This is a genomic window from Bacillus weihaiensis (assembly GCF_001889165.1).
GTDB classification, from domain to species: domain Bacteria; phylum Bacillota; class Bacilli; order Bacillales; family Bacillaceae; genus Metabacillus; species Metabacillus weihaiensis.
In genome coordinates this window covers 3,484,388-3,505,589 of the sequence record NZ_CP016020.1, presented here as the reverse complement: position 1 = coordinate 3,505,589, position 21,202 = coordinate 3,484,388, and the positions used below count along the sequence as shown (strand labels likewise).

At 37.9% G+C, this 21,202-nt stretch carries 14 protein-coding genes, 16 tRNA genes, 3 rRNA genes, 2 pseudogenes and 1 riboswitch; of the genes and pseudogenes, 32 read left to right on the top strand and 3 right to left on the bottom strand.

The window, feature by feature from the left end; translation table 11 throughout:
* Positions 1–227 precede the first annotated feature (227 nt).
* Positions 228–1,181: a D-2-hydroxyacid dehydrogenase gene (locus tag A9C19_RS16985; RefSeq protein ID WP_072581027.1), complete on the top strand. Its 954-nt coding sequence runs from the start codon at positions 228–230 to the stop codon at positions 1,179–1,181.
* A 117-nt stretch (positions 1,182–1,298) separates the two neighbouring features.
* Positions 1,299–1,736 (top strand): peroxide-responsive transcriptional repressor PerR, encoded by a 438-nt coding sequence (gene perR / locus A9C19_RS16980; protein ID WP_072581026.1) that lies wholly within the window; start codon positions 1,299–1,301, stop codon positions 1,734–1,736.
* A gap of 125 nt (positions 1,737–1,861) precedes the next feature.
* Here the strand turns inward: perR and A9C19_RS16975 are convergent, their stop codons facing one another.
* Complete coding sequence (locus tag A9C19_RS16975) at positions 1,862–2,218, bottom strand: YgzB family protein (protein ID WP_072581025.1); 357 nt, start codon at positions 2,216–2,218, stop codon at positions 1,862–1,864.
* A gap of 246 nt (positions 2,219–2,464) precedes the next feature.
* Between A9C19_RS16975 and A9C19_RS16970 the strand changes: the two are divergent.
* The 25 genes and pseudogenes from A9C19_RS16970 (at position 2,465) to A9C19_RS21875 (ending at position 15,513) form a co-directional block, all read left to right on the top strand.
* Positions 2,465–3,383: pseudogene (locus A9C19_RS16970) on the top strand (nucleotidyltransferase-like protein).
* A 227-nt stretch (positions 3,384–3,610) separates the two neighbouring features.
* Positions 3,611–5,146: ribosomal RNA gene (locus tag A9C19_RS16965) — 16S ribosomal RNA — on the top strand.
* Positions 5,147–5,379: 233 nt separating this feature from the next.
* Positions 5,380–8,308 (top strand): 23S ribosomal RNA (locus tag A9C19_RS16960).
* A 124-nt stretch (positions 8,309–8,432) separates the two neighbouring features.
* Positions 8,433–8,548: ribosomal RNA gene (rrf, locus tag A9C19_RS16955) — 5S ribosomal RNA — on the top strand.
* The 16S, 23S and 5S rRNA genes sit together here with 16 tRNA genes alongside, the layout of an rRNA operon.
* An 11-nt stretch (positions 8,549–8,559) precedes the next feature.
* Positions 8,560–8,634 (top strand) — tRNA-Asn (locus A9C19_RS16950).
* 4 nt (positions 8,635–8,638) lie between these two features.
* Positions 8,639–8,730: transfer RNA gene (locus A9C19_RS16945), tRNA-Ser, on the top strand.
* A gap of 12 nt (positions 8,731–8,742) precedes the next feature.
* Positions 8,743–8,817 (top strand) — tRNA-Glu (locus tag A9C19_RS16940).
* 19 nt (positions 8,818–8,836) lie between these two features.
* Positions 8,837–8,912 (top strand) — tRNA-Val (locus A9C19_RS16935).
* A gap of 9 nt (positions 8,913–8,921) precedes the next feature.
* Positions 8,922–8,998 (top strand) — tRNA-Met (locus A9C19_RS16930).
* 63 nt (positions 8,999–9,061) lie between these two features.
* Positions 9,062–9,138 (top strand) — tRNA-Asp (locus A9C19_RS16925).
* A gap of 24 nt (positions 9,139–9,162) precedes the next feature.
* Positions 9,163–9,238: transfer RNA gene (locus tag A9C19_RS16920), tRNA-Phe, on the top strand.
* Between the two features lie 17 nt (positions 9,239–9,255).
* Positions 9,256–9,328 (top strand) — tRNA-Thr (locus A9C19_RS16915).
* A 14-nt stretch (positions 9,329–9,342) separates the two neighbouring features.
* Positions 9,343–9,426 (top strand) — tRNA-Tyr (locus tag A9C19_RS16910).
* Between the two features lie 22 nt (positions 9,427–9,448).
* Positions 9,449–9,522 (top strand) — tRNA-Trp (locus tag A9C19_RS16905).
* 11 nt (positions 9,523–9,533) lie between these two features.
* Positions 9,534–9,609: transfer RNA gene (locus A9C19_RS16900), tRNA-His, on the top strand.
* 97 nt (positions 9,610–9,706) lie between these two features.
* A tRNA-Gln gene (locus tag A9C19_RS16895) sits at positions 9,707–9,781 on the top strand.
* A 62-nt stretch (positions 9,782–9,843) separates the two neighbouring features.
* A tRNA-Gly gene (locus A9C19_RS16890) sits at positions 9,844–9,918 on the top strand.
* Positions 9,919–9,926: 8 nt separating this feature from the next.
* Positions 9,927–10,000: transfer RNA gene (locus A9C19_RS16885), tRNA-Cys, on the top strand.
* Between the two features lie 16 nt (positions 10,001–10,016).
* Positions 10,017–10,105: transfer RNA gene (locus tag A9C19_RS16880), tRNA-Leu, on the top strand.
* A gap of 25 nt (positions 10,106–10,130) precedes the next feature.
* Positions 10,131–10,212, top strand: a tRNA-Leu gene (locus tag A9C19_RS16875).
* Between the two features lie 185 nt (positions 10,213–10,397).
* Positions 10,398–11,384, top strand: coding sequence for a tyrosine-type recombinase/integrase (locus A9C19_RS16870; protein ID WP_072581024.1), 987 nt, complete (start codon positions 10,398–10,400; stop codon positions 11,382–11,384).
* Positions 11,385–12,216: 832 nt separating this feature from the next.
* The gene (locus A9C19_RS16865; protein WP_072581023.1) at positions 12,217–12,777 is read left to right on the top strand and encodes a hypothetical protein; all 561 of its coding nucleotides are present in this window, start codon (positions 12,217–12,219) and stop codon (positions 12,775–12,777) included.
* Positions 12,762–14,084: an AIPR family protein gene (locus A9C19_RS16860; protein WP_083584421.1), complete on the top strand. Its 1,323-nt coding sequence runs from the start codon at positions 12,762–12,764 to the stop codon at positions 14,082–14,084. Before A9C19_RS16865 ends, A9C19_RS16860 begins: the two co-directional genes overlap by 16 nt.
* Before the next feature lie 686 nt (positions 14,085–14,770).
* Positions 14,771–15,067, top strand: a complete 297-nt coding sequence (locus A9C19_RS16855; RefSeq protein WP_072581021.1) for a hypothetical protein — start codon at positions 14,771–14,773, stop codon at positions 15,065–15,067.
* Positions 15,068–15,348: 281 nt separating this feature from the next.
* Positions 15,349–15,513, top strand: coding sequence for a hypothetical protein (locus A9C19_RS21875; protein WP_158515108.1), 165 nt, complete (start codon positions 15,349–15,351; stop codon positions 15,511–15,513).
* 714 nt (positions 15,514–16,227) lie between these two features.
* Here the strand turns inward: A9C19_RS21875 and A9C19_RS22825 are convergent.
* The gene (locus A9C19_RS22825) at positions 16,228–16,404 is read right to left on the bottom strand and encodes a tyrosine-type recombinase/integrase (RefSeq protein ID WP_083584420.1); all 177 of its coding nucleotides are present in this window, start codon (positions 16,402–16,404) and stop codon (positions 16,228–16,230) included.
* Here A9C19_RS22825 and A9C19_RS22105 point away from each other — a divergent pair.
* The 3 genes from A9C19_RS22105 (at position 16,389) to A9C19_RS21870 (ending at position 18,569) form a co-directional block, all read left to right on the top strand.
* A complete protein-coding gene (locus A9C19_RS22105; RefSeq protein ID WP_072581020.1) occupies positions 16,389–17,162 on the top strand; it encodes a peptidoglycan-binding domain-containing protein in 774 nt (257 codons plus the stop codon). The two genes, A9C19_RS22825 and A9C19_RS22105, sit on opposite strands and share 16 nt — an antisense overlap.
* 17 nt (positions 17,163–17,179) lie before the next feature.
* A complete protein-coding gene (locus tag A9C19_RS16840) occupies positions 17,180–17,704 on the top strand; it encodes a hypothetical protein (RefSeq protein ID WP_072581019.1) in 525 nt (174 codons plus the stop codon).
* Positions 17,705–18,410: 706 nt separating this feature from the next.
* Positions 18,411–18,569: a hypothetical protein gene (locus A9C19_RS21870; protein ID WP_158515107.1), complete on the top strand. Its 159-nt coding sequence runs from the start codon at positions 18,411–18,413 to the stop codon at positions 18,567–18,569.
* Between the two features lie 193 nt (positions 18,570–18,762).
* On the opposite strand, the pseudogene A9C19_RS22325 reads toward A9C19_RS21870, so the two are convergent.
* Positions 18,763–19,067 (bottom strand): annotated as a pseudogene (locus A9C19_RS22325) (IS3 family transposase); the annotation flags it as partial.
* Between the two features lie 453 nt (positions 19,068–19,520).
* Here A9C19_RS22325 and A9C19_RS16825 point away from each other — a divergent pair.
* Entirely contained in the window at positions 19,521–19,730 is a 210-nt protein-coding gene (locus A9C19_RS16825; protein WP_072581017.1) for a hypothetical protein, read from the top strand.
* A 26-nt stretch (positions 19,731–19,756) separates the two neighbouring features.
* Positions 19,757–20,929, top strand: coding sequence for a hypothetical protein (locus tag A9C19_RS16820; RefSeq protein ID WP_072581016.1), 1,173 nt, complete (start codon positions 19,757–19,759; stop codon positions 20,927–20,929).
* Positions 20,930–21,065: 136 nt separating this feature from the next.
* Positions 21,066–21,176: riboswitch (SAM riboswitch) on the top strand.
* The last annotated feature ends 26 nt before the right edge of the window (positions 21,177–21,202 follow it).

Sequence of the window (21,202 nt, the reverse complement as noted above, 5' to 3'; positions counted from 1 at the left end):
TTGAAGTGCGGACCCGAGCTCCGCACTCTTTTTTATATTCTAGGGAGCAAAAAAGTGGCTTTCGAAAATAAAATAGGAAAAAGCGAAAATAAATGACTCAAATCCGAAGATAAATGGTGAAAAGCGAAAATAAATGACTCAAAGCCGAAAATAAAACGGACAAATTCGAAAATACTTCGCACCAATCGTTCATTACATAGAAATAAAAAGCGAGTGAGGGGAAAAGGATGATCGTATTATCGACAGTAAGACTTGCTACACCTTTAAAAGAACAGCTAGCGGAGAAGTTCCCAGACATTACGTTTCATCATGATTATAAAATGCAAGATGCGGAGAAACTATTACCTCTTGCAGACGTTATTTTGACATATGGCGAGGATCTTGAGGAAGAGCATATTCATGCAGCGACAAATCTTAAATGGATTATGGTTGCTTCAGCAGGGATGGATAGAATGCCGTTTGACGCATTAGAAGAAAGGAATATTCTTGTCACAAATTCAAAGGGTGTACATGCAATTCCGATGGCGGAATATTGCCTGTCCATGATGCTTCAAGTATCTCGTCAAACAAAAAAGCTTATCGAAAATGAACAAAACCACGTATGGGATCGTAAGGTAAAAATGGATGAGCTTTATGGAAAAACAGTCTATATTATAGGCGCGGGTGCAATTGGGACAGCGACTGCAAACCTTGCAAAAGCATTTGGTATGAAGGTTCTTGGGATGAATCGAGATGGTCGAGCTGTAAAGGGGTTTGATCAGATGTATAAACGTGAGGATATGCTTGTGCCTGTTGAAGAAGTAGATTTTGTGATTTCTGTACTGCCGAGTACTGAGCAAACAAAGGGGATTATAGGTAAGGATTTCTTTCAACGCATGAAAAAGAGTGCAGTGTTTATAAATATTGGGCGTGGTAACACCGTTGTGGAAGAGGAGTTAATAGCTTCATTAGAGCAAGGACAGCTAAAGCATGCGGTACTGGATGTCTTTGAGGAAGAGCCTCTTAATGAAGATCATGTATTTTGGGATATGGAGCAGGTAACCATTACACCTCACTTGTCGGGCATTACTGATCGATATGTACCAAGAGTGATGGAAATCTTCCATAAAAACCTCACATGTTTTATCGAAAAAGATGTGAAGACAATGGATAATAAGATTAGCCTTTCAAAGCGTTATTAATGCATGGATAGTTACGTTATGTAAAGATTAATTGACAAGAGACTTCTATACGATGTACACTAATTATAAACATTATAAAGTAAGAATGAATCTTTATAGAAGTGAGGTGCATGACGAATGTCTGAACATCAGTTAAAAGATGCGTTAGAGACTTTGAAGCAAACGGGAGTTCGAATTACACCTCAACGTCATGCTATACTTGAATTCTTGGTCGATTCCATGACACACCCTACAGCCGATGATATATATAAAGCGTTAGAAGGAAAATTCCCTAATATGAGTGTTGCTACAGTGTACAACAATTTAAGGGTATTTCGTGAAGTTGGACTTGTTAAGGAATTAACGTATGGCGATGCATCAAGTAGATTTGATTTTGTCACAAGTGATCATTATCATGTTATTTGTGATAAATGTGGTAAGATTGTAGACTTTCATTACCCAGGACTTGATGAAGTTGAGGCGCTAGCTGCACATGTAACAGGCTTTAACGTTGATCGTCACCGTATGGAAATTTACGGAACGTGCAAAACTTGTGCAAATAAAGAAGCACATTAACAGCTCAAGTATACTTGGGCTTGTTTTTTTGTGCGATGAACCAGGATTTTTTAGGTTTCAGCTACTAATGAGAGAAGCCGTGAAAATGAAAAAGATGAAATCGCATTGATTTCATCTTTTGTCGTTTATGATTTTACGTTCCTACGATTGTAGTTCTCGTCAAATTCTTTTCCCTCTAAATCTTTGTCCAATGTTAGAGGCTCATTGCAATGCATACACATATCAACGCGACCAAGTACCTTAGTAGGTTTCTCGCATGAAGGACAAACAACCTGAACGGCCTTTGTAGAGAGCATACCAATCCAGAAATAAACGACCGTACTAGCGACGATTGAAAGCATCCCCAGCATCATAAAAATCGTCATAACCCACATATTCTCTCTAAAAAATATTCCAAGATACATAATAATGAATCCGATAAATATCAAGCTAAGTGCAAACGTTCTTATTTTATTAATTTTACTACTATATTTACGCGCCATCTATCTGACCTCCTTTTTTAAATATAGCATAGGTTGATAAAGAGATAAATTGTAAAAATGGGTCAAAATTTGTTTGTTTTCATCCCGGGAGTTCCTTTATACTAGCAAATGTTGCTGATCAAATGAATCACACTGTCTTTAAAATAAGACTTATTATCTATTTAAAAACGAACACAGCTTTTTAAAAAAGGTTTTTTTTCCTTAATGTAGAAAATATAGTAAACCCTTTATATTGGAGGAATATAGATGGAAAACATTCTTCGTCCTATCTATCAAGAACGAGCAAGCCATCCAGATACACTAGCTGTTATCATGGTTGAAAAAATACAACAAACTTCTCCTTTAACAGATAACTTAGATGTGGCTCTGTTAGTTATTGTGAATAATGAAGAACAGCCAATGTTTGTAAAGCATTATGAATACGACACAAAAAAAGCATCATTAACTGTTATGTCAAATGATGAATTACATAATGGAATCTTACTTGGTACTAATAGAAGAATTGTGGATTGGGTCTTAAATGGGAAAGTGTTATTTGACCGAAATGAATACTTAGTGGAATTAAAAGATCGATTAAAAGCATTCCCGATCCATGAGCGCAAAATGAAAATCGGAATTGAGTATGCTAAATTAATTCGTCGTTATCTCGAAGGAAAAGTGTTTTTTGAATCCAATCAAATGCTAGATGCCTATAACTACATTGTTCATGCTCTCCATCATTTAGCGAGATTAGAAGTAATTGACCGGGGGCTTTATCCGGAAGTAACCGTTTGGAATCAAGTGAAGCACATTGAACCTCAGGTGTATAAGCTTTATAAAGAATTAGTGGAAAGTGATGAGACATTAGAGAAAAGATTAGAGCTCTTATTCTTGGCTAGTGATTTTCTTATCCATTCGAAAATAGAAGTGGGAGCTGCTCACTTACTTACTATAATGTCTGAAAAAGAGATATGGCAGTACAATGAACTATATCAGCAACCAGAGATTTCTCATTATGCATTAGATCTTAGTGTTTTATTAGAATATCTAATAGAAAAAAAGTATGTCTCAATACAGCGAGTTGAAACGAAAGGGAAAGATATTTTTCATCGTGTATATTTTGTTTCGAAAAAGTATTGACTCTAGAAAACACCCATGGTATATTATTAAACGTCGCTGCTACTGACACAGAAAAACAGCGGCGTTAATCATGTTTCTAGTGAAGGACGAAAAAGACTTTTTTGAAAAGTTGTTGACACTTAAGAAACGAAATGATATATTAAGAAAGTCGCTTCTAGGCGATGCGAGAAAATGATCTTTGAAAACTAAACAAAACCAAGCGTATCAAACGTTGATTTTAAAATCAACAAAACGTACTATATAGTACAAAAAACATGAGCAAGTCAAACTACTTTATTGGAGAGTTTGATCCTGGCTCAGGACGAACGCTGGCGGCGTGCCTAATACATGCAAGTCGAGCGAGGTCTTCGGACCTAGCGGCGGACGGGTGAGTAACACGTGGGTAACCTGCCTGTAAGATTGGGATAACTCCGGGAAACCGGAGCTAATACCGGATAACATTTCGAACCGCATGGTTCGAAATTGAAAGATGGTTTCGGCTATCACTTACAGATGGACCCGCGGCGCATTAGCTAGTTGGTGAGGTAACGGCTCACCAAGGCAACGATGCGTAGCCGACCTGAGAGGGTGATCGGCCACACTGGGACTGAGACACGGCCCAGACTCCTACGGGAGGCAGCAGTAGGGAATCTTCCGCAATGGACGAAAGTCTGACGGAGCAACGCCGCGTGAACGATGAAGGCCTTCGGGTCGTAAAGTTCTGTTGTTAGGGAAGAACAAGTACTAGAGTAACTGCTAGTACCTTGACGGTACCTAACCAGAAAGCCACGGCTAACTACGTGCCAGCAGCCGCGGTAATACGTAGGTGGCAAGCGTTGTCCGGAATTATTGGGCGTAAAGCGCGCGCAGGTGGTTTCTTAAGTCTGATGTGAAAGCCCACGGCTCAACCGTGGAGGGTCATTGGAAACTGGGGAACTTGAGTGCAGAAGAGGAAAGTGGAATTCCAAGTGTAGCGGTGAAATGCGTAGAGATTTGGAGGAACACCAGTGGCGAAGGCGACTTTCTGGTCTGTAACTGACACTGAGGCGCGAAAGCGTGGGGAGCGAACAGGATTAGATACCCTGGTAGTCCACGCCGTAAACGATGAGTGCTAAGTGTTAGAGGGTTTCCGCCCTTTAGTGCTGCAGCAAACGCATTAAGCACTCCGCCTGGGGAGTACGGTCGCAAGACTGAAACTCAAAGGAATTGACGGGGGCCCGCACAAGCGGTGGAGCATGTGGTTTAATTCGAAGCAACGCGAAGAACCTTACCAGGTCTTGACATCCTTCGCTACTTCTAGAGATAGAAGGTTCCCCTTCGGGGGACGAAGTGACAGGTGGTGCATGGTTGTCGTCAGCTCGTGTCGTGAGATGTTGGGTTAAGTCCCGCAACGAGCGCAACCCTTGATCTTAGTTGCCAGCATTCAGTTGGGCACTCTAAGATGACTGCCGGTGACAAACCGGAGGAAGGTGGGGATGACGTCAAATCATCATGCCCCTTATGACCTGGGCTACACACGTGCTACAATGGATGGTACAAAGGGCTGCGAGACTGCGAAGTTAAGCGAATCCCATAAAACCATTCTCAGTTCGGATTGCAGGCTGCAACTCGCCTGCATGAAGCTGGAATCGCTAGTAATCGCGGATCAGCATGCCGCGGTGAATACGTTCCCGGGCCTTGTACACACCGCCCGTCACACCACGAGAGTTTGTAACACCCGAAGTCGGTGGGGTAACCGTAAGGAGCCAGCCGCCTAAGGTGGGACAGATGATTGGGGTGAAGTCGTAACAAGGTAGCCGTATCGGAAGGTGCGGCTGGATCACCTCCTTTCTAAGGATATAGAGGTACGCTTGGTATTTTGTTTAGTTTTGAGAGATCATCTGATCTTTCTATAATAAGTAAGACTCATACATAGGAGTCTAAATGCATCTTGCATTGAAGATCCTGTGTTTTATGTTCCTTGAAAACTAGATAACGAAAACAATTCAAGTAATTCACTGAGTTTAAACGCTTAGTTTAGTGATTCTCTTAATAATGTTAAAAACGACATCTTCGATGTCAAAGGTTAAGTTGTTAAGGGCGCACGGTGGATGCCTTGGCACTAGGAGCCGATGAAGGACGGTACTAACACCGATATGCTTCGGGGAGCTGTAAGTAAGCTTTGATCCGGAGATTTCCGAATGGGGAAACCCACTGTTCGTAATGGAGCAGTATTTTCATCTGAATACATAGGATGATAAAGGCAGACCCGGGGAACTGAAACATCTAAGTACCCGGAGGAAGAGAAAGCAAACGCGATTTCCTGAGTAGCGGCGAGCGAAACGGAATTAGCCCAAACCAAGAGGCTTGCCTCTTGGGGTTGTAGGACACTCTATACGGAGTTACAAAGGAACGGAGTAAATGAAGAGGTCTGGAAAGGCCCGTCAAAGAAGGTAACAACCCTGTAGTTGAAACTTCGTTCCCTCCAGAGTGGATCCTGAGTACGGCGGGACACGTGAAATCCCGTCGGAAGCAGGGAGGACCATCTCCCAAGGCTAAATACTCCCTAGTGACCGATAGTGAACCAGTACCGTGAGGGAAAGGTGAAAAGCACCCCGGAAGGGGAGTGAAATAGATCCTGAAACCGTGTGCCTACAAGTAGTCAAAGCCCGTTAATGGGTAATGGCGTGCCTTTTGTAGAATGAACCGGCGAGTTACGATCCCGTGCAAGGTTAAGTTGATAAGACGGAGCCGCAGCGAAAGCGAGTCTGAACAGGGCGAATAAGTACGTGGTCGTAGACCCGAAACCAGGTGATCTACCCATGTCCAGGGTGAAGTTCAGGTAACACTGAATGGAGGCCCGAACCCACGCACGTTGAAAAGTGCGGGGATGAGGTGTGGGTAGCGGAGAAATTCCAATCGAACCTGGAGATAGCTGGTTCTCTCCGAAATAGCTTTAGGGCTAGCCTTGAAATGAGAGTCTTGGAGGTAGAGCACTGATTGGACTAGGGGCCCCCATCGGGTTACCGAATTCAGTCAAACTCCGAATGCCAAAGACTTATGTTCAGGAGTCAGACTGCGAGTGATAAGATCCGTAGTCAAGAGGGAAACAGCCCAGACCACCAGCTAAGGTCCCAAAGTATACGTTAAGTGGAAAAGGATGTGGAGTTGCTTAGACAACCAGGATGTTGGCTTAGAAGCAGCCACCATTTAAAGAGTGCGTAATAGCTCACTGGTCGAGTGACTCTGCGCCGAAAATGTACCGGGGCTAAACGTATCACCGAAGCTGTGGACTGTTCTAATGAACAGTGGTAGGAGAGCGTTCTAAGGGCTGAGAAGCCAGACCGAGAGGACTGGTGGAGCGCTTAGAAGTGAGAATGCCGGTATGAGTAGCGAAAGAGGGGTGAGAATCCCCTCCACCGAATGCCTAAGGTTTCCTGAGGAAGGCTCGTCCGCTCAGGGTAAGTCGGGACCTAAGCCGAGGCCGAAAGGCGTAGGCGATGGCCAACAGGTAGAAATTCCTGTACCACCTCCTCACCATTTGAGCAATGGGGGGACGCAGAAGGATAGGGTAAGCGCGGCGTCGGAATGCCGCGTCCAAGCAGTTAGGCTGACAATGAGGCAAATCCCATTGTCATTAAGGCTGAGCTGTGATGGCGAGGGAAATATAGTACCGAAGTTCTTGATTCCACACTGCCAAGAAAAGCCTCTAGCGAGGTGAGAGGTGCCCGTACCGCAAACCGACACAGGTAGGCGAGGAGAGAATCCTAAGGTGAGCGAGAGAACTCTCGTTAAGGAACTCGGCAAAATGACCCCGTAACTTCGGGAGAAGGGGTGCTTTTTAGGGTTAATAGCCCGGAAAAGCCGCAGTGAATAGGCCCAGGCGACTGTTTAGCAAAAACACAGGTCTCTGCGAAGCCGCAAGGCGAAGTATAGGGGCTGACGCCTGCCCGGTGCTGGAAGGTTAAGGGGAGAGGTTAGCGCAAGCGAAGCTTTGAACCGAAGCCCCAGTAAACGGCGGCCGTAACTATAACGGTCCTAAGGTAGCGAAATTCCTTGTCGGGTAAGTTCCGACCCGCACGAAAGGCGTAACGATCTGGGCACTGTCTCAACGAGAGACTCGGTGAAATTATAGTACCTGTGAAGATGCAGGTTACCCGCGACAGGACGGAAAGACCCCGTGGAGCTTTACTGTAGCCTGATATTGAATTTTGGTACAGCTTGTACAGGATAGGTAGGAGCCTGAGAAGCCGGAGCGCTAGCTTCGGTGGAGGCGTCGGTGGGATACTACCCTGGCTGTATTGAAATTCTAACCCACAGCCCTGATCGGGCTGGGAGACAGTGTCAGGTGGGCAGTTTGACTGGGGCGGTCGCCTCCTAAAATGTAACGGAGGCGCCCAAAGGTTCCCTCAGAATGGTTGGAAATCATTCGTAGAGTGTAAAGGCACAAGGGAGCTTGACTGCGAGACCTACAAGTCGAGCAGGGACGAAAGTCGGGCTTAGTGATCCGGTGGTTCCGCATGGAAGGGCCATCGCTCAACGGATAAAAGCTACCCCGGGGATAACAGGCTTATCTCCCCCAAGAGTCCACATCGACGGGGAGGTTTGGCACCTCGATGTCGGCTCATCGCATCCTGGGGCTGTAGTCGGTCCCAAGGGTTGGGCTGTTCGCCCATTAAAGCGGTACGCGAGCTGGGTTCAGAACGTCGTGAGACAGTTCGGTCCCTATCCGTCGTGGGCGTAGGAAATTTGAGAGGAGCTGTCCTTAGTACGAGAGGACCGGGATGGACGCACCGCTGGTGTACCAGTTGTCTTGCCAAAGGCATAGCTGGGTAGCTATGTGCGGAAGGGATAAGTGCTGAAAGCATCTAAGCATGAAGCCCCCCTCAAGATGAGATTTCCCATAGCGCAAGCTAGTAAGATCCCTGAAAGATGATCAGGTTGATAGGTCAGAGGTGGAAGCACGGTGACGTGTGGAGCTGACTGATACTAATAGATCGAGGACTTAACCTATTTTAAAAGCGTAAGCTCAGTGAATGAATTGTGATTCGTTATCTAGTTTTGAAGGAATATGAAAGTTTTAAAAAAAGACTTGAAATATTCTTCTAAAATAGTATAATAGATTTTGTCATTAATGTCTGGTGGCGATAGCGAAGAGGTCACACCCGTTCCCATGCCGAACACGGAAGTTAAGTTCTTCAGCGCCGATGGTAGTTGGGGGTTTCCCCCTGTGAGAGTAGGACGTTGCCAGGCTTTATTATTAATCCGCAGTAGCTCAGTGGTAGAGCTATCGGCTGTTAACCGATCGGTCGCAGGTTCGAGTCCTGCCTGCGGAGCCATTTTGGAGAGCTGTCCGAGTGGCCGAAGGAGCACGATTGGAAATCGTGTAGGCGGTGTAAGCTGTCTCAAGGGTTCAAATCCCTTGCTCTCCGCCACAATTTCAAATTGGCCCATTGGTCAAGCGGTTAAGACACCGCCCTTTCACGGCGGTAACACGGGTTCGAATCCCGTATGGGTCACCAAATTATAGTTATAAAATATGGAGGATTAGCTCAGCTGGGAGAGCACCTGCCTTACAAGCAGGGGGTCGGCGGTTCGATCCCGTCATCCTCCACCATATTATTATCGCGGGGTGGAGCAGTTCGGTAGCTCGTCGGGCTCATAACCCGAAGGTCGCAGGTTCAAATCCTGTCCCCGCAACCAAATTATTTTACTTATGAACTATAATAAGTTATTGTAAAATATTTTCACTTCGTGAAAAACATTGGTCCGGTAGTTCAGTTGGTTAGAATGCCTGCCTGTCACGCAGGAGGTCGCGGGTTCGAGTCCCGTCCGGACCGCCATTTATATTTTAATAATTCTTAATTGGCTCGGTAGCTCAGTTGGTAGAGCAATGGACTGAAAATCCATGTGTCGGCGGTTCGATTCCGTCCCGAGCCACCATTTATTTCTACATTTTTGCCGGTGTAGCTCAACTGGTAGAGCAACTGACTTGTAATCAGTAGGTTGGGGGTTCAAGTCCTCTCGCCGGCACTGTCATTTAATATGGAGGGGTAGCGAAGTGGCTAAACGCGGCGGACTGTAAATCCGCTCCTTAGGGTTCGGCAGTTCGAATCTGCCCCCCTCCACCATTTTATTCAAAGATTATTATATAGGGGCATAGTTTAACGGTAGAATAGAGGTCTCCAAAACCTTTGGTGTGGGTTCGATTCCTACTGCCCCTGCCAAACTGATTATGGCGATTGTGGCGAAGTGGTTAACGCATCGGATTGTGGTTCCGACATTCGTGGGTTCGATTCCCATCAGTCGCCCCATTTTAGTATCTTCAGAGTTAAGTTCTTAATTGGTACTTAGTTGTTGATAAGGATTTGTGTAGAATAATCAAGGAAGCATTCCTTAGAGCATATTCAGTGGGCTATAGCCAAGCGGTAAGGCATCGCACTTTGACTGCGACATGCGTTGGTTCGAATCCAGCTAGCCCAGCCATTTTTTTCACAACTTTAGTCTTTTTGCATAGGCTATATCATATACTAAACAAACGCGTGATTGCGGAAGTAGTTCAGTGGTAGAACACCACCTTGCCAAGGTGGGGGTCGCGGGTTCGAATCCCGTCTTCCGCTCCAATCTAAATGGCGGCATAGCCAAGTGGTAAGGCAGAGGTCTGCAAAACCTTTATCACCGGTTCAAATCCGGTTGCCGCCTCCATTTATTTTACACCCTTGCCGGGGTGGCGGAACTGGCAGACGCACAGGACTTAAAATCCTGCGGTAGGTGACTACCGTACCGGTTCGATTCCGGTCCTCGGCACCATTTTTTCATATTAGGCAATATATTTGCCAGTGTGGCGGAATTGGCAGACGCGCACGACTCAAAATCGTGTTCCTTCGGGAGTGTCGGTTCGACCCCGACCACTGGTATCTAAAATTTCGTTTAGTAATTAAGTCAATTAACCGTGAATATACTGTAATATCAAGCGTTTCCTACATTGTGGGGAACGCTTTTTTTGTGTTTATTATTAGCAAATTACGTTGATTTTAGGTGATAACTAATAGTCTCTAATCGTGCGAACTAATCGTATGAATAGTATCTAAGGGGGTTATATATGGCAAGGCGTAAGAACAACCTTAATGAACGTGAATTATCAGTAGTACGAAAAAGTTCTAAGTCATATGTGGAATCATTCAAAGAAGCGTTAAATCTATTTGTTGATGATTGCGAATTACGTAATTTAAGACCGTTCACTATTCGTTATTATCAAAATGAAATACACGCGTTTCTTAATCAGTTAGAGAAACAAGGGATAGACACGAATCAGTTAAAGCCTAATAACGTTAAAGGAAGTCTTATCGAAGAAAATGTAATCCTCTATATGAGGAAATACAAAGGTGCAAAGGTTGTTTCAATTAATACGCGTTTAAGGGCTTTACGTTCTTTCTTCAATTTTCTTTACAAGAAGAAGTATATAAAAAATAATCCTATGGAAAACGTTAGGCTTTTGAAGGATAGAAAGCATGTTATTCCTACGTTCTCGAAAGAACAATTAAACACTTTATTTAATCAACCAGACCTTACTACATTTACTGGAGTTAGGGACTATACAATAATGATGGTTTTTCTTGAAACAGGGATACGTGTAAATGAACTAGCTGGGCTATCGTTATCCGATATTCTATGGGAAGATAGTTTGTTAAGAATTAGGAACGCTAAGACGTATAGAGAACGCCTAGTTCCAATACAAAGTGAAATGAAGAAGCAATTAAAGAAGTACCTATCCATTCGTGGAGTAGTAGAAAGTGACGCTTTATTTGTTACCGTGGACGGAACAACATTATTAAGAAGGTCAGTACAACAACGAATCGACATATACGGGGTGAAAGCCAAAATAAAAGACGTTCGTTGTAGTCCTCATACATTCCGTCATACGTTCGCAAAGCTAAGTGTTCAACAAGGGGCTAATATCTTTGAATTGCAGACCATTTTAGGACATACAAGCATGGAGATTGTTAAGACCTATGTAAACCTATTTGGGAATGATGTTAGAGAAAGGCACAAAGACTTTTCACCATTAAAGGTGTTAAAGAAACGTTGATAAAAGAAAAAGCCACCTACTACAATAGATGACTTTACGTTACGGCTTACCAACAATCCAACCCATTTCTAAAAATTGAATACGCGGAATTCCGTATAATTATTACCTTCATAATATCGAAAAATATTAGATTATGCAAGGCTTGTTAAGTAATGCCTTTTTTAATAAGTAGTTATACTAATCCCATTGTGGAATGCCTAACAACACAATGTACAAATAAACTTGGTAGGTTTGCCCTAGCCGTTGCAATAACTAGGGATAGGACACTAGATACGTTCCCTATTACGTGTGTGTCTGAATGGTGAAAGCTACCATTAAGTGCTGAACGAAGGAAGGGTAGACCGTTTACGGACGGTGTAGGACAAGCCAAAATTAACAAAGAATCCATTTCTAGTCCCATAATAAAGGGTGTCGAATTAACTAACTGAAAAGCCATAGCGTAAGGTTAGGGACTATGTAACCTGCTAGGGCTACTTGTTGCAGTAGGCTTGTTTAGGAGGAATCCTAACGATTAATAGGGCGATACAACACGGAAACCTTAACTTGATATACAATCAAGTGTTTATTGAATCGGCTACTTCTTATGATTGACTATAATTTTTTTGTTGTCTCTCATAAGGTAGCCATTTTTTCGTCCAAGCCGTTGTCCTTCCTTTCAATCAATCAAGCAAAAAATAAAATCAAATTGCAAGTAATATTTATTTACGTTAATTGATTTATAAAGATGTATTAGCATATAAATAATTATTATGAAATATATGGATTTTTAATAGGAACTATTCTACAATTATGGTAATTAAGAGAATTGACTTTGAATATATAGGTGGGTAATTTGCCTAACGTAAATAAAGTGAAGTATGATAAAGTTTTAGCTAAACAAGTTGAAGAATCTATAAATGATTACTTAGTTGAAAAGGGGTATATGCATTCAGTTGGTAAGGGAAAAGGCTTTTGTGAGTGGGTATTGTACAACATCTTTGAATTAACCGAAAATGAAGTAATTGAAGCGGTCGAAATAAGTGGCAAATTTGATAATGGTATAGATGCAGTGTTTGAAGTGAATGGTGAATTACATATACTTCAAAGTAAATATTTAACTTCTCACAATATAGATTCAGTATATAGGTTTTTAGAAGATTGTAAAAGAATTTGTAAAGAAGAACCCATTACTGAAAGGGATATCGTTAAGGAGTTATGCTTTAAGGTAAGAAAGGCTTTTAAAGAAAACGAAACTATAAAGTGTTTTTATGTTACAAATGCAGAGATGGGGAAATGGGAATTTGATACTTTAAGTTCTGCTAAGAAAAATATAGGCACAGAGTATAGTAATTTAATTTCATATCAATATGACTTTTTTGAGATTATTGAAGCTATTGAATTAAAGAAAGGCTAACTCCAAAAGAATTCAGAAATAAAAGTATATCATTAAGAATAGAGGAAAGTTTTGAGACATTTGAAACGACAGTTGCAAAAGTAAGAACTAGTGATTTTGCAGACTTTGTTAATGATGGGGGCAATCTATTATATCACTCTAATATAAGAAATTACTTAAATAGTACAAAGATTAATAAAGGGATAAAACAGACTCTAAAGGATGAACCGGAATTTTTTTGGTTTTACAATAATGGTGTAACGATAGTTTGTGATAGATTTGAAACTAAAATGGGAAAACTCTCATTATTAGCACCTCAAATAGTAAACGGATGTCAGACTGCTAAAACAATTGGGGATTTTTATAAACATAAAACTAAAGATGAATTACCATCAATTGAATTCGATGGACATTTGCTAGTAAAAATTATCAAAACACCCAATAAAGATGATGAAAGTAAGAAAAAAGGTATAAGAGATAATATTACTAGATTTACTAACAGTCAGAACGCTGTTCGTGGTCTAGATTTCTATGCTTTAGATGAGTTTCAACATGAATTAAGGGATAGATTTGAAAAAATCGGTTTTTATTATGAAATACAGAGAGGTTCATTCATCTCATTAAATAAAGTAAAACAGAGTGTCTACAAAGGTAGTGAAGATTACAACTACTTGTTAGAAGGGGTTAAAAGTAAAAAGAAATATGTCCTACCTGCAAAGGAAGTAATCCAAGCCTATACTGCCACAGTAAAACTTATGCCCAATGTAGCATATGGTCGGGCGAATGAACTAATACCTAGTGGGAATAAATGGGATGAGATAATTAATGAAAAAACAAGAAGTTTACCTTTGGAACATTTCCTATTTCCTTATTTATCTTTAAAATATGTTAAAGAAGAACTTGGTTATAAAACTGGGGCAAACGATTTCAAGGTGAATTCTGCATTTTTGTTTATAGCTACATATAATTTATTTTTAACCAGCTTGGTAAATGAATTTCAAAACACTAATTATGAAACAATTGAAGAGGTGAATGTAAAGTTACTGAAAACAATCTTTAAAAGTGCCGACCTAAATAAACAAATATTTATTTGTACACATGGTATTTTAAAATTATTTTTTCAAGATTCTAATGTTGAAGAAGCCAAACGTGAGAATTTAAGAGGATTTATCCAGAATAAGATGAAAAAAGGAACGAAATATTGGGCAATTTTAGAGAGAAGAGTTCAACTTGAAATAAGAGATTTAGAAATTGAAAATAAGAACTTATATATTGAATTGAAAGAATTAATTTCAAATCCTATTTATTTAGAATTGCCTACTGAGTAACACCCTATATGGATTAATTATATTTATACGTAAATCCAAGTTGATAGATTTTTTGAAAAATTAAATAATAAAAAAATAAACGACACTTTTAAATTATCGTTTATTTTTTTATACGTAAAGCTGAATTACGTATAATGGTAATTATTGACATTATTATATTTTTTTTATATATTCATATTCTAGAAAAAAAATTACATAGGTGGGATGAGATAAGATGAAATAAGAAATTAAATTTACACAGTAAGAATAGAACGGTGCTTCGAAACTGGGCTAGATGTTAATGGTTTAGAATTGAAAGTATAAAGTTGAATCTAATCTGGACTAATTAAAAGGATTAAAGACGGAACAAAAGATACAACTAAATTTATTAAACTAAAAGCAAGCTACCATAATGAAGAGATGAGACAGAGAAAGATATATTAGGGAACTTTATTATCAATCAATAGTAGTTATGCTATGAGAGGGAAAACAATCAAGTCTAATCCTCTTAATAAATCGGTAAAAAAGTGGGGAAGTCGTTAATTCAATCTTCGGTGTTATAGTAGCGATTTTTAATTTGTAAGGTATCATATGAATTTCCTTCTTAAGGAATTGGGGATTAATAATATTTGTTAAAGTTATAATTATGTATTTTTAATAAAAATAAAATTATATTGTTTAATTTTATTTAGAGGAGGAAATGTACTATGTCGTCTTTAGAAGAAAGAAAAGAACTTGATGTTGATGTGTACAAGTTATTAAGAGAAAGAGGGATTAAGGAAATTGAGGTCTTAGAAAAGATTGAAGAATATGTTGATAGAGGTTACCTGAAAATTGTAGGGAACAATAAATATGATGCTACACCTATATATAGTATAATAAAAGAGTGTTTTAAAAATATAAAAGAAGATAATGAGTTTAATATTAAAGAAATAGTTGGTTCTTTTACTGGTCAAGAATACGAGGAGTTAGAAAAAGAGATGATTATGAAAATCGGAAACTAGAGTTTTTTGACCGCAAGTATTTAGAATTAGAGAAGAGAATTTTTGAACTTGAACAAAAACTATTAAATAAATAATATTGTAGGCGGGAAATACCTATCTCTTGATTATGTAAAATTAAAGTTAATCATCTATATTTTATTTCAGAATCAAAGATAGCCAAAAGCCCCCCAATAATACGTAAATAACTATAAAAAGACGAGGAGATAGCGAAGAACCGTCAGAATATCTTGTTGATTTAGTGATGATTTATTATAGAATAATTGACAAAAAGGACGTTGATTATGAGTGAGGAATTGAATAATAATATTCAATATGAAGCCGTATTAGAAAGCATAAATAGATTGATGAATCGTTTCGAGAGAATAGAAGAAAGTTTAGAAAAAATTGACGAAGGTTTAGGCATAACAAAGGATATTCTACAAAAAGATAAGAAGAACCGAGATTAAGAGGGCTTTTATAGCTTGTGAAGGGAAGAAATGTAAAACGCTTATATATCAACGTTCCTTTGTGTTTAGTATCACAACAGGGAAAATGTTGTCACAATAACGTTAATCACATTTTAATTGGTATAAAATCCCTACAAGTGTTTGACAAGTCGTTCACAAAATTGTCGAAAACGCTATAACCGTTGGGGGATAAGGGACTCAAGCGTTTCTTAAAAATGTAACAAAAATTTAACATTATTTGCACTTGTATTTAACCCCTTTACTATGCCTATATAATAGAAAGATAACGTGATATAAACGATATAAACAAAATTAATTAAACGTTACTAATAAAAAGGGCGTAAGCCAAATCCTTTAGGATTTAAGGATAAGTCTATTCCTTTTGTAAAAGTAATATAAAACATATTACGGCTTCGCCGTGTTACTCATTACATTCGTAACTGTATTATTAACAAAATAGATTAATATAATAATTGTATACAATATATATAATAAAGAAATAAATTACTAACAGATTAAATTCCGTTTAGATATAGTTGAGTATTTAATAAGTTCCGTCCTAATATCCGTTGCCCTGGAGAACGGGCGGGGCTATTTTAAAAAACTCTTCTTTTTGTAGTTTGGTAGTATTAGTTTACATTGTTTTAAATGTCTCCTTTCATAAGAAAAATACCCGTCCCATAATTGGTTCGGGTACTTTTTTTATGTCTATTTTTAGTAGTTCAGGTTGTTTATGGATACTAATAAATCTTCTTGGCTTGGCTTCACGTATCGGGCGGTCATTAATGTATTAGGGGTTCCATCATTTCTTACATGCCCTAGTATGGAAGCTATCTCAACTATTGATACACCATTGTTAACTAACGTCTTCGCCGTTGTGTGCCTTAGCATGTGGGGGTTTAAAAGAAGCAGGTTTTAACGTAGGCACTGTAGATGGTAAATTCGGTAGTAAAACTGAATCTGCCGTAATTGCCTTTCAAAAGAAAGTTGGAATAAAGGCAGATGGCATTGCTGGGAATCAAACATATTCGCATTTGAAAAGTTATAATCCTTATAAAACATATACCCCTCCTAAGCCTAAAATCGATAATTCATTAACTATATATGCTTCACATGAGAAGGTTGTTGAAAACAAAAATTCCACTTGGAGTGAAGTTTCTAAATCTTTAAAAGAAATAGCAAAACTTGGTTATGATTTTGTAATAGGGGATGACATTAATACTTTATTAGATAAAGATGCGAGTACTGTTGATAAATTAATTGCTGGATTGAGCTTTGTTCCAGGTGGTAAAGCAATTAATGGTGCCATAAAAGTTAGTAAGGTTGGTAAAAAGGTTTTATTGGATTTAGATTTACAGTTCTTTGCAAAAATTAAAGCAAATGAGCATGGTTATTTTGGAAAAGTGGGAAAAAGCTCCAGTAGTAAAGTAAGAAATATCTCTGGAGGAGATCTGGAAGCTAAGAAGTTTTTTAATGCTCTAACAGAAGGTTATGTTAGTGAGAAAAAATTGGATAATGGTGTACTAAGAATATTGAAAGATGGTACAGCTATAACTTATAGACCTGTTTCAAAATCAGATAGTACACCAGCTGTAGATATTAATGGTGGCAAAACTTATAAATCTCAAAAAATTCATTTTATAGACTAGTAGAGAAGGTGAAAATAATGGAATATAAAATAATAAATAAAATCAAAGTCGGTCATTTAGATTTATTAAAGAAATTAAAAGGTAAAATACTACATAAGATATGGCTTGATGAAGCGGGAGATTTTTCGTTGAGTACCACATTAGAAGCAGCTAATTTTCATTTAACTATAAAAAATATACCATCATTTCAGTCAGATAACGAAGAATACCCTCAAATTATATTGGACACAGAGGTATTGAATATTGAGAAGGACTTTAAAGAGATTAAAATCAATCAAAAAATAAAAGATATTGTAGTTATAGAGAATAATGTAAATTGGGAATATAGTAATAATCATTGGAGTGTGGTTAGTGATATTGGAATTAAACTAATATTAGAGAATGAGGAATTTTTATTTTTAATGCAAGATTCTATTGCAGGGTTTATTAAAAATATTAATTCAAAAGATAATATTATTATTACAAATAATGATATTGAAGAATATTGGTCGTTTAAAACTGATAAGGTTAAGAAATTGAAAATAGAGGAAATATCATTATAGACTAAACATGCCAATATGGTTGGAGTGATACACAAGCAACTGGTTAAATTGCTATTTTGATTCTAGTTATGTTTTTGCTAGAAAACGGTGGAGAATTGGTCTTCACCGTTTTATTTTTTATTCCTAAAAAATCCATTGGTAAAGTAGCATTTACTAACCTATATTTTTGTTTTCATCTACATTTGATGTTCAGCAATCAAAGCGCGATTGTGGAGCAACTCAGGTAGAAAATGATCAAACTTTTTTATAAATACCAAACTTATAACTGCTAAAGAAGAATCCGTTTATCAATCTTTTTTCAAAATGGATTCTTCTTTCAAAGCTACAATTACGAATGATTGATATTATATATCAAAATAAATTAAATATTTATATAGAGTCTCTGATTAGAATCTATAAATAGTGGGTACAACTGTATTTTTAAAATTCAGAACAGTTAAAGCACTTGATACAACTATATAAAGACATAGACTCTTGATATAGAATCTGAGTATCAGAGCTTTTTATGTATAATATAATTTATCCTCGGTATTATATAAAAAACACACGATAGAACTTTGCATTTGACTCTAAAAATATTTTAAAGATAGAGGTGCTAAAACAGCGGATATAATTTATTTTTGATAAAAAGACGAATTCTAGTGTTTAGCATCATGGGAAAGTGGTTCTAGAAAAAATAAAAATAATGGAAAATGGTGTGAAACTTATGAATAAATTATGGGGAATTATGACAATTGAACAAAAAAATCTTTATGGATACTTGAATCAAAAATTGCTGGATTCATTAACAGCCGATGAAGTACGGTTTTATGCTAAAAAAATTCATATATTATTAGATTCGATTGAACTAGGGCGGAAAATTTAATTTAAATCTTTTTTGTATACTCCAATTTCATTAAAGTAACATACCAAGTAGAGTACTGAGTAACATACCAAGTAACATACCAAGTTGATACTACGTCAAGAAAATAGACACAGATTTCTACCACGCTTTCGCTTGGTGGCCTTCATAAAAAAGTTCAAATTTATAGAGATTTAAACTTTTTATGAAGGAGAAATCAAGCAGCGATTTTCCTGTACATTTGTTCAAATTCATTCGGTGTGTAATAACCCAATGTTGAATGAATTCGCTTTGAATTGTAAAAAAACTCGATGTATTCAAATAGTTAGTTTTTTGCTTCTTCTCTTGTTTTATACTTCGTTTGATAAACCAACTCACGTTTTAAGATTCCATGAAAGGACTCAATACAAGCGTTGTCATAACAGTTTCCCTTCCTACTCATGCTGCCAGTCATAGTGTAGTTTTTTAATAGATTCTGATATTCAAAAGAGCGTACTGAACACCACGAAATGAATGATGAACTGAACTCGTTAGGTTTACTCGCTTTAAACTGTCGATTTAAGACGTTTTCACTTACTGGATGATGATGTTTCGAATTAGTCGTAGCTTTGTATTTCTTGACTGTACAAGACTTTCATTGATTCTTTGTCATAATCCGAGAGACTGTACGATCACTTACAGTCATACCGCGCTTTTTAGTGTTTTCGCAGTCTTAACACTGCCATAACGTTGCTTAAATTCAAGGTGAGTCTTTACTATCTCTTGTGAGAGTTTTTCATGTTTCTTTTGTCGTTCACTTTTTGGGCGATTTAACCATTTAAAGTATCCACTCTTGGAAACTCCCAAAACATTGCACATCTTCTCCACTCGGAATTGGGAGCGATTTTCATAAATGAATTCATACTTTACCGAATCTGTGTCTACTTTTTAGTCTAGCATCAGTTACTTACGGGAAAAACCAGGTAGGAGAACTTTATGCAATTAAAACAACTATTTGGTCTACTGAATGCTTGGTATTGCTTAAAATTAACAAACGCTCAGTGGGATAGCCAAGGGTATAATTTACAATCTGCGAGAGCTTTCTATATTCACGGTCTATTAGCTATCATTCCTGCAGACATTTTAGCCGATGCTAATACACGAGTATTGAAAGAATGGGGAACATCACTTCCTGATAAAGTCTAAAACTCTTGAAGTAGGATAGGAGATTTATGAAAAAAAGATACTTGATTATATTTATGCTGCTAGTTTTAGTAGTTGTGGTGACTTATTTCCTTATACCAAAAAATACTGATAGAACACTCGTTAATGGGATTGGAAATTTCGAACCAATTACCAGTAATAATAAGAATTATCTTTTATTTTACCCTGCTGATAAAAGGGTATCACAAGAAAATATCATAGTAAAAGAAGTAAATATTGACGGTGAAATTGTACGTGAATATGAAATAAAAGATAAATATTTAAGAAGAATGAGTGTTCATCAGAAACCGAACCGTTTAAATGAACTATATATATCCCTTTTTGGTGAAGCAACAATAGATAATTACTACTACACATATGACGTTTCGAAAAAACAATTTAAAAGAGTTAAATTGGATTATTTTAATTATGATGTTGGAGTAGATCACATTATGCACTTTGGGGATAGTATTCTTTTTCAAACTTTAGTTTCTCATGAAACCGGGGAACAAAATATGAATACTGAAACAAATGAATTTAATGTATCTATATCTAACTTCTCTTCACAACAAAGTTTCGAAACAGAGTACGGTAATGCTCCCAAATGGTCTCCTCTATTAGAATTTAACAATAAGGTTCTGTACGGTACAAGTGGGCAGGTTGATGATAAAGATGGCTATGTGAATTCAGGAATTGGTGTAATCGATTTAGAAAATCAAAATGTGGAATACATGAATATTAAGGAAAATACAGATATGTATCCCTTGTACTCAACAAAGGAACATGCCTTTGTACTTGGTGATTCTGGAAAAGTGGTTTCTTACGACAAGAATTTTGAATACAGAATTTATGAACCATTTGAGGGTATGAGTAAAGATGACATCTATTTTAATGAAGAAAGCAGTCAATTATTAATTGATAACAACAGATCCTTGTACAATGTTTATAGTCAAGAAAAAGGGAGTATTATTGGCCTTATGACATATGAACCAGAGCTAAAGTTTGAATCTCTACAAAAGGAATATATTGATCCACACAGCAGTTATAGGTTTCTATATCAGGATCAAGAGAGCGGGGAAATATATATCATTAGTTCATCTGAACATGAAGAAAAATTATTAGTAGTTGATAACACTTCATTAAATCTTAAAGCAGAAATACCAATAGAAAATAGCCATTTATTAGACTTGGTTGTTAAGTAATCCCCAAACCCACCACCAAATTATGAACATTGTGAAAACAATTGAGTAAGTTGAAAAATTTTTTCTTAAAAACATCTTGAATTATTTTCAGTTTTCTATAAAATTAGAAACAATTAAATTTTTTGATAATCATACACCCTTATTTAGAGTGGCAGAGGGACAGGCCCTGTGACGCCCAGCAACCCCCATAGTAGATGTGGAAGGTGCTAATTCCTGCAGAACATGTTTTTGTTCTGAAAGATAAGGAGGAGCTTATACGTAATAACTCTTCCT

Excerpts from the sequence above, each read along its gene's own strand:
- A9C19_RS22825 (WP_083584420.1), bottom strand. The coding sequence starts at position 16,404 with ATGCTAAGGCACACAACGGCGAAGACGTTAGTTAACAATGGTGTATCA.
- perR (WP_072581026.1), top strand. The coding sequence starts at position 1,299 with ATGTCTGAACATCAGTTAAAAGATGCGTTAGAGACTTTGAAGCAAACG.
- A9C19_RS16840 (WP_072581019.1), top strand. The coding sequence starts at position 17,180 with ATGGAATATAAAATAATAAATAAAATCAAAGTCGGTCATTTAGATTTA.
- A9C19_RS16825 (WP_072581017.1), top strand. The coding sequence starts at position 19,521 with ATGCAATTAAAACAACTATTTGGTCTACTGAATGCTTGGTATTGCTTA.
- A9C19_RS16855 (WP_072581021.1), top strand. The coding sequence starts at position 14,771 with ATGTCGTCTTTAGAAGAAAGAAAAGAACTTGATGTTGATGTGTACAAG.
- A9C19_RS21875 (WP_158515108.1), top strand. The coding sequence starts at position 15,349 with ATGAGTGAGGAATTGAATAATAATATTCAATATGAAGCCGTATTAGAA.
- A9C19_RS16820 (WP_072581016.1), top strand. The coding sequence starts at position 19,757 with ATGAAAAAAAGATACTTGATTATATTTATGCTGCTAGTTTTAGTAGTT.
- A9C19_RS16870 (WP_072581024.1), top strand. The coding sequence starts at position 10,398 with ATGGCAAGGCGTAAGAACAACCTTAATGAACGTGAATTATCAGTAGTA.
- A9C19_RS21870 (WP_158515107.1), top strand. The coding sequence starts at position 18,411 with ATGAATAAATTATGGGGAATTATGACAATTGAACAAAAAAATCTTTAT.
- A9C19_RS16975 (WP_072581025.1), bottom strand. The coding sequence starts at position 2,218 with ATGGCGCGTAAATATAGTAGTAAAATTAATAAAATAAGAACGTTTGCA.
- A9C19_RS16985 (WP_072581027.1), top strand. The coding sequence starts at position 228 with ATGATCGTATTATCGACAGTAAGACTTGCTACACCTTTAAAAGAACAG.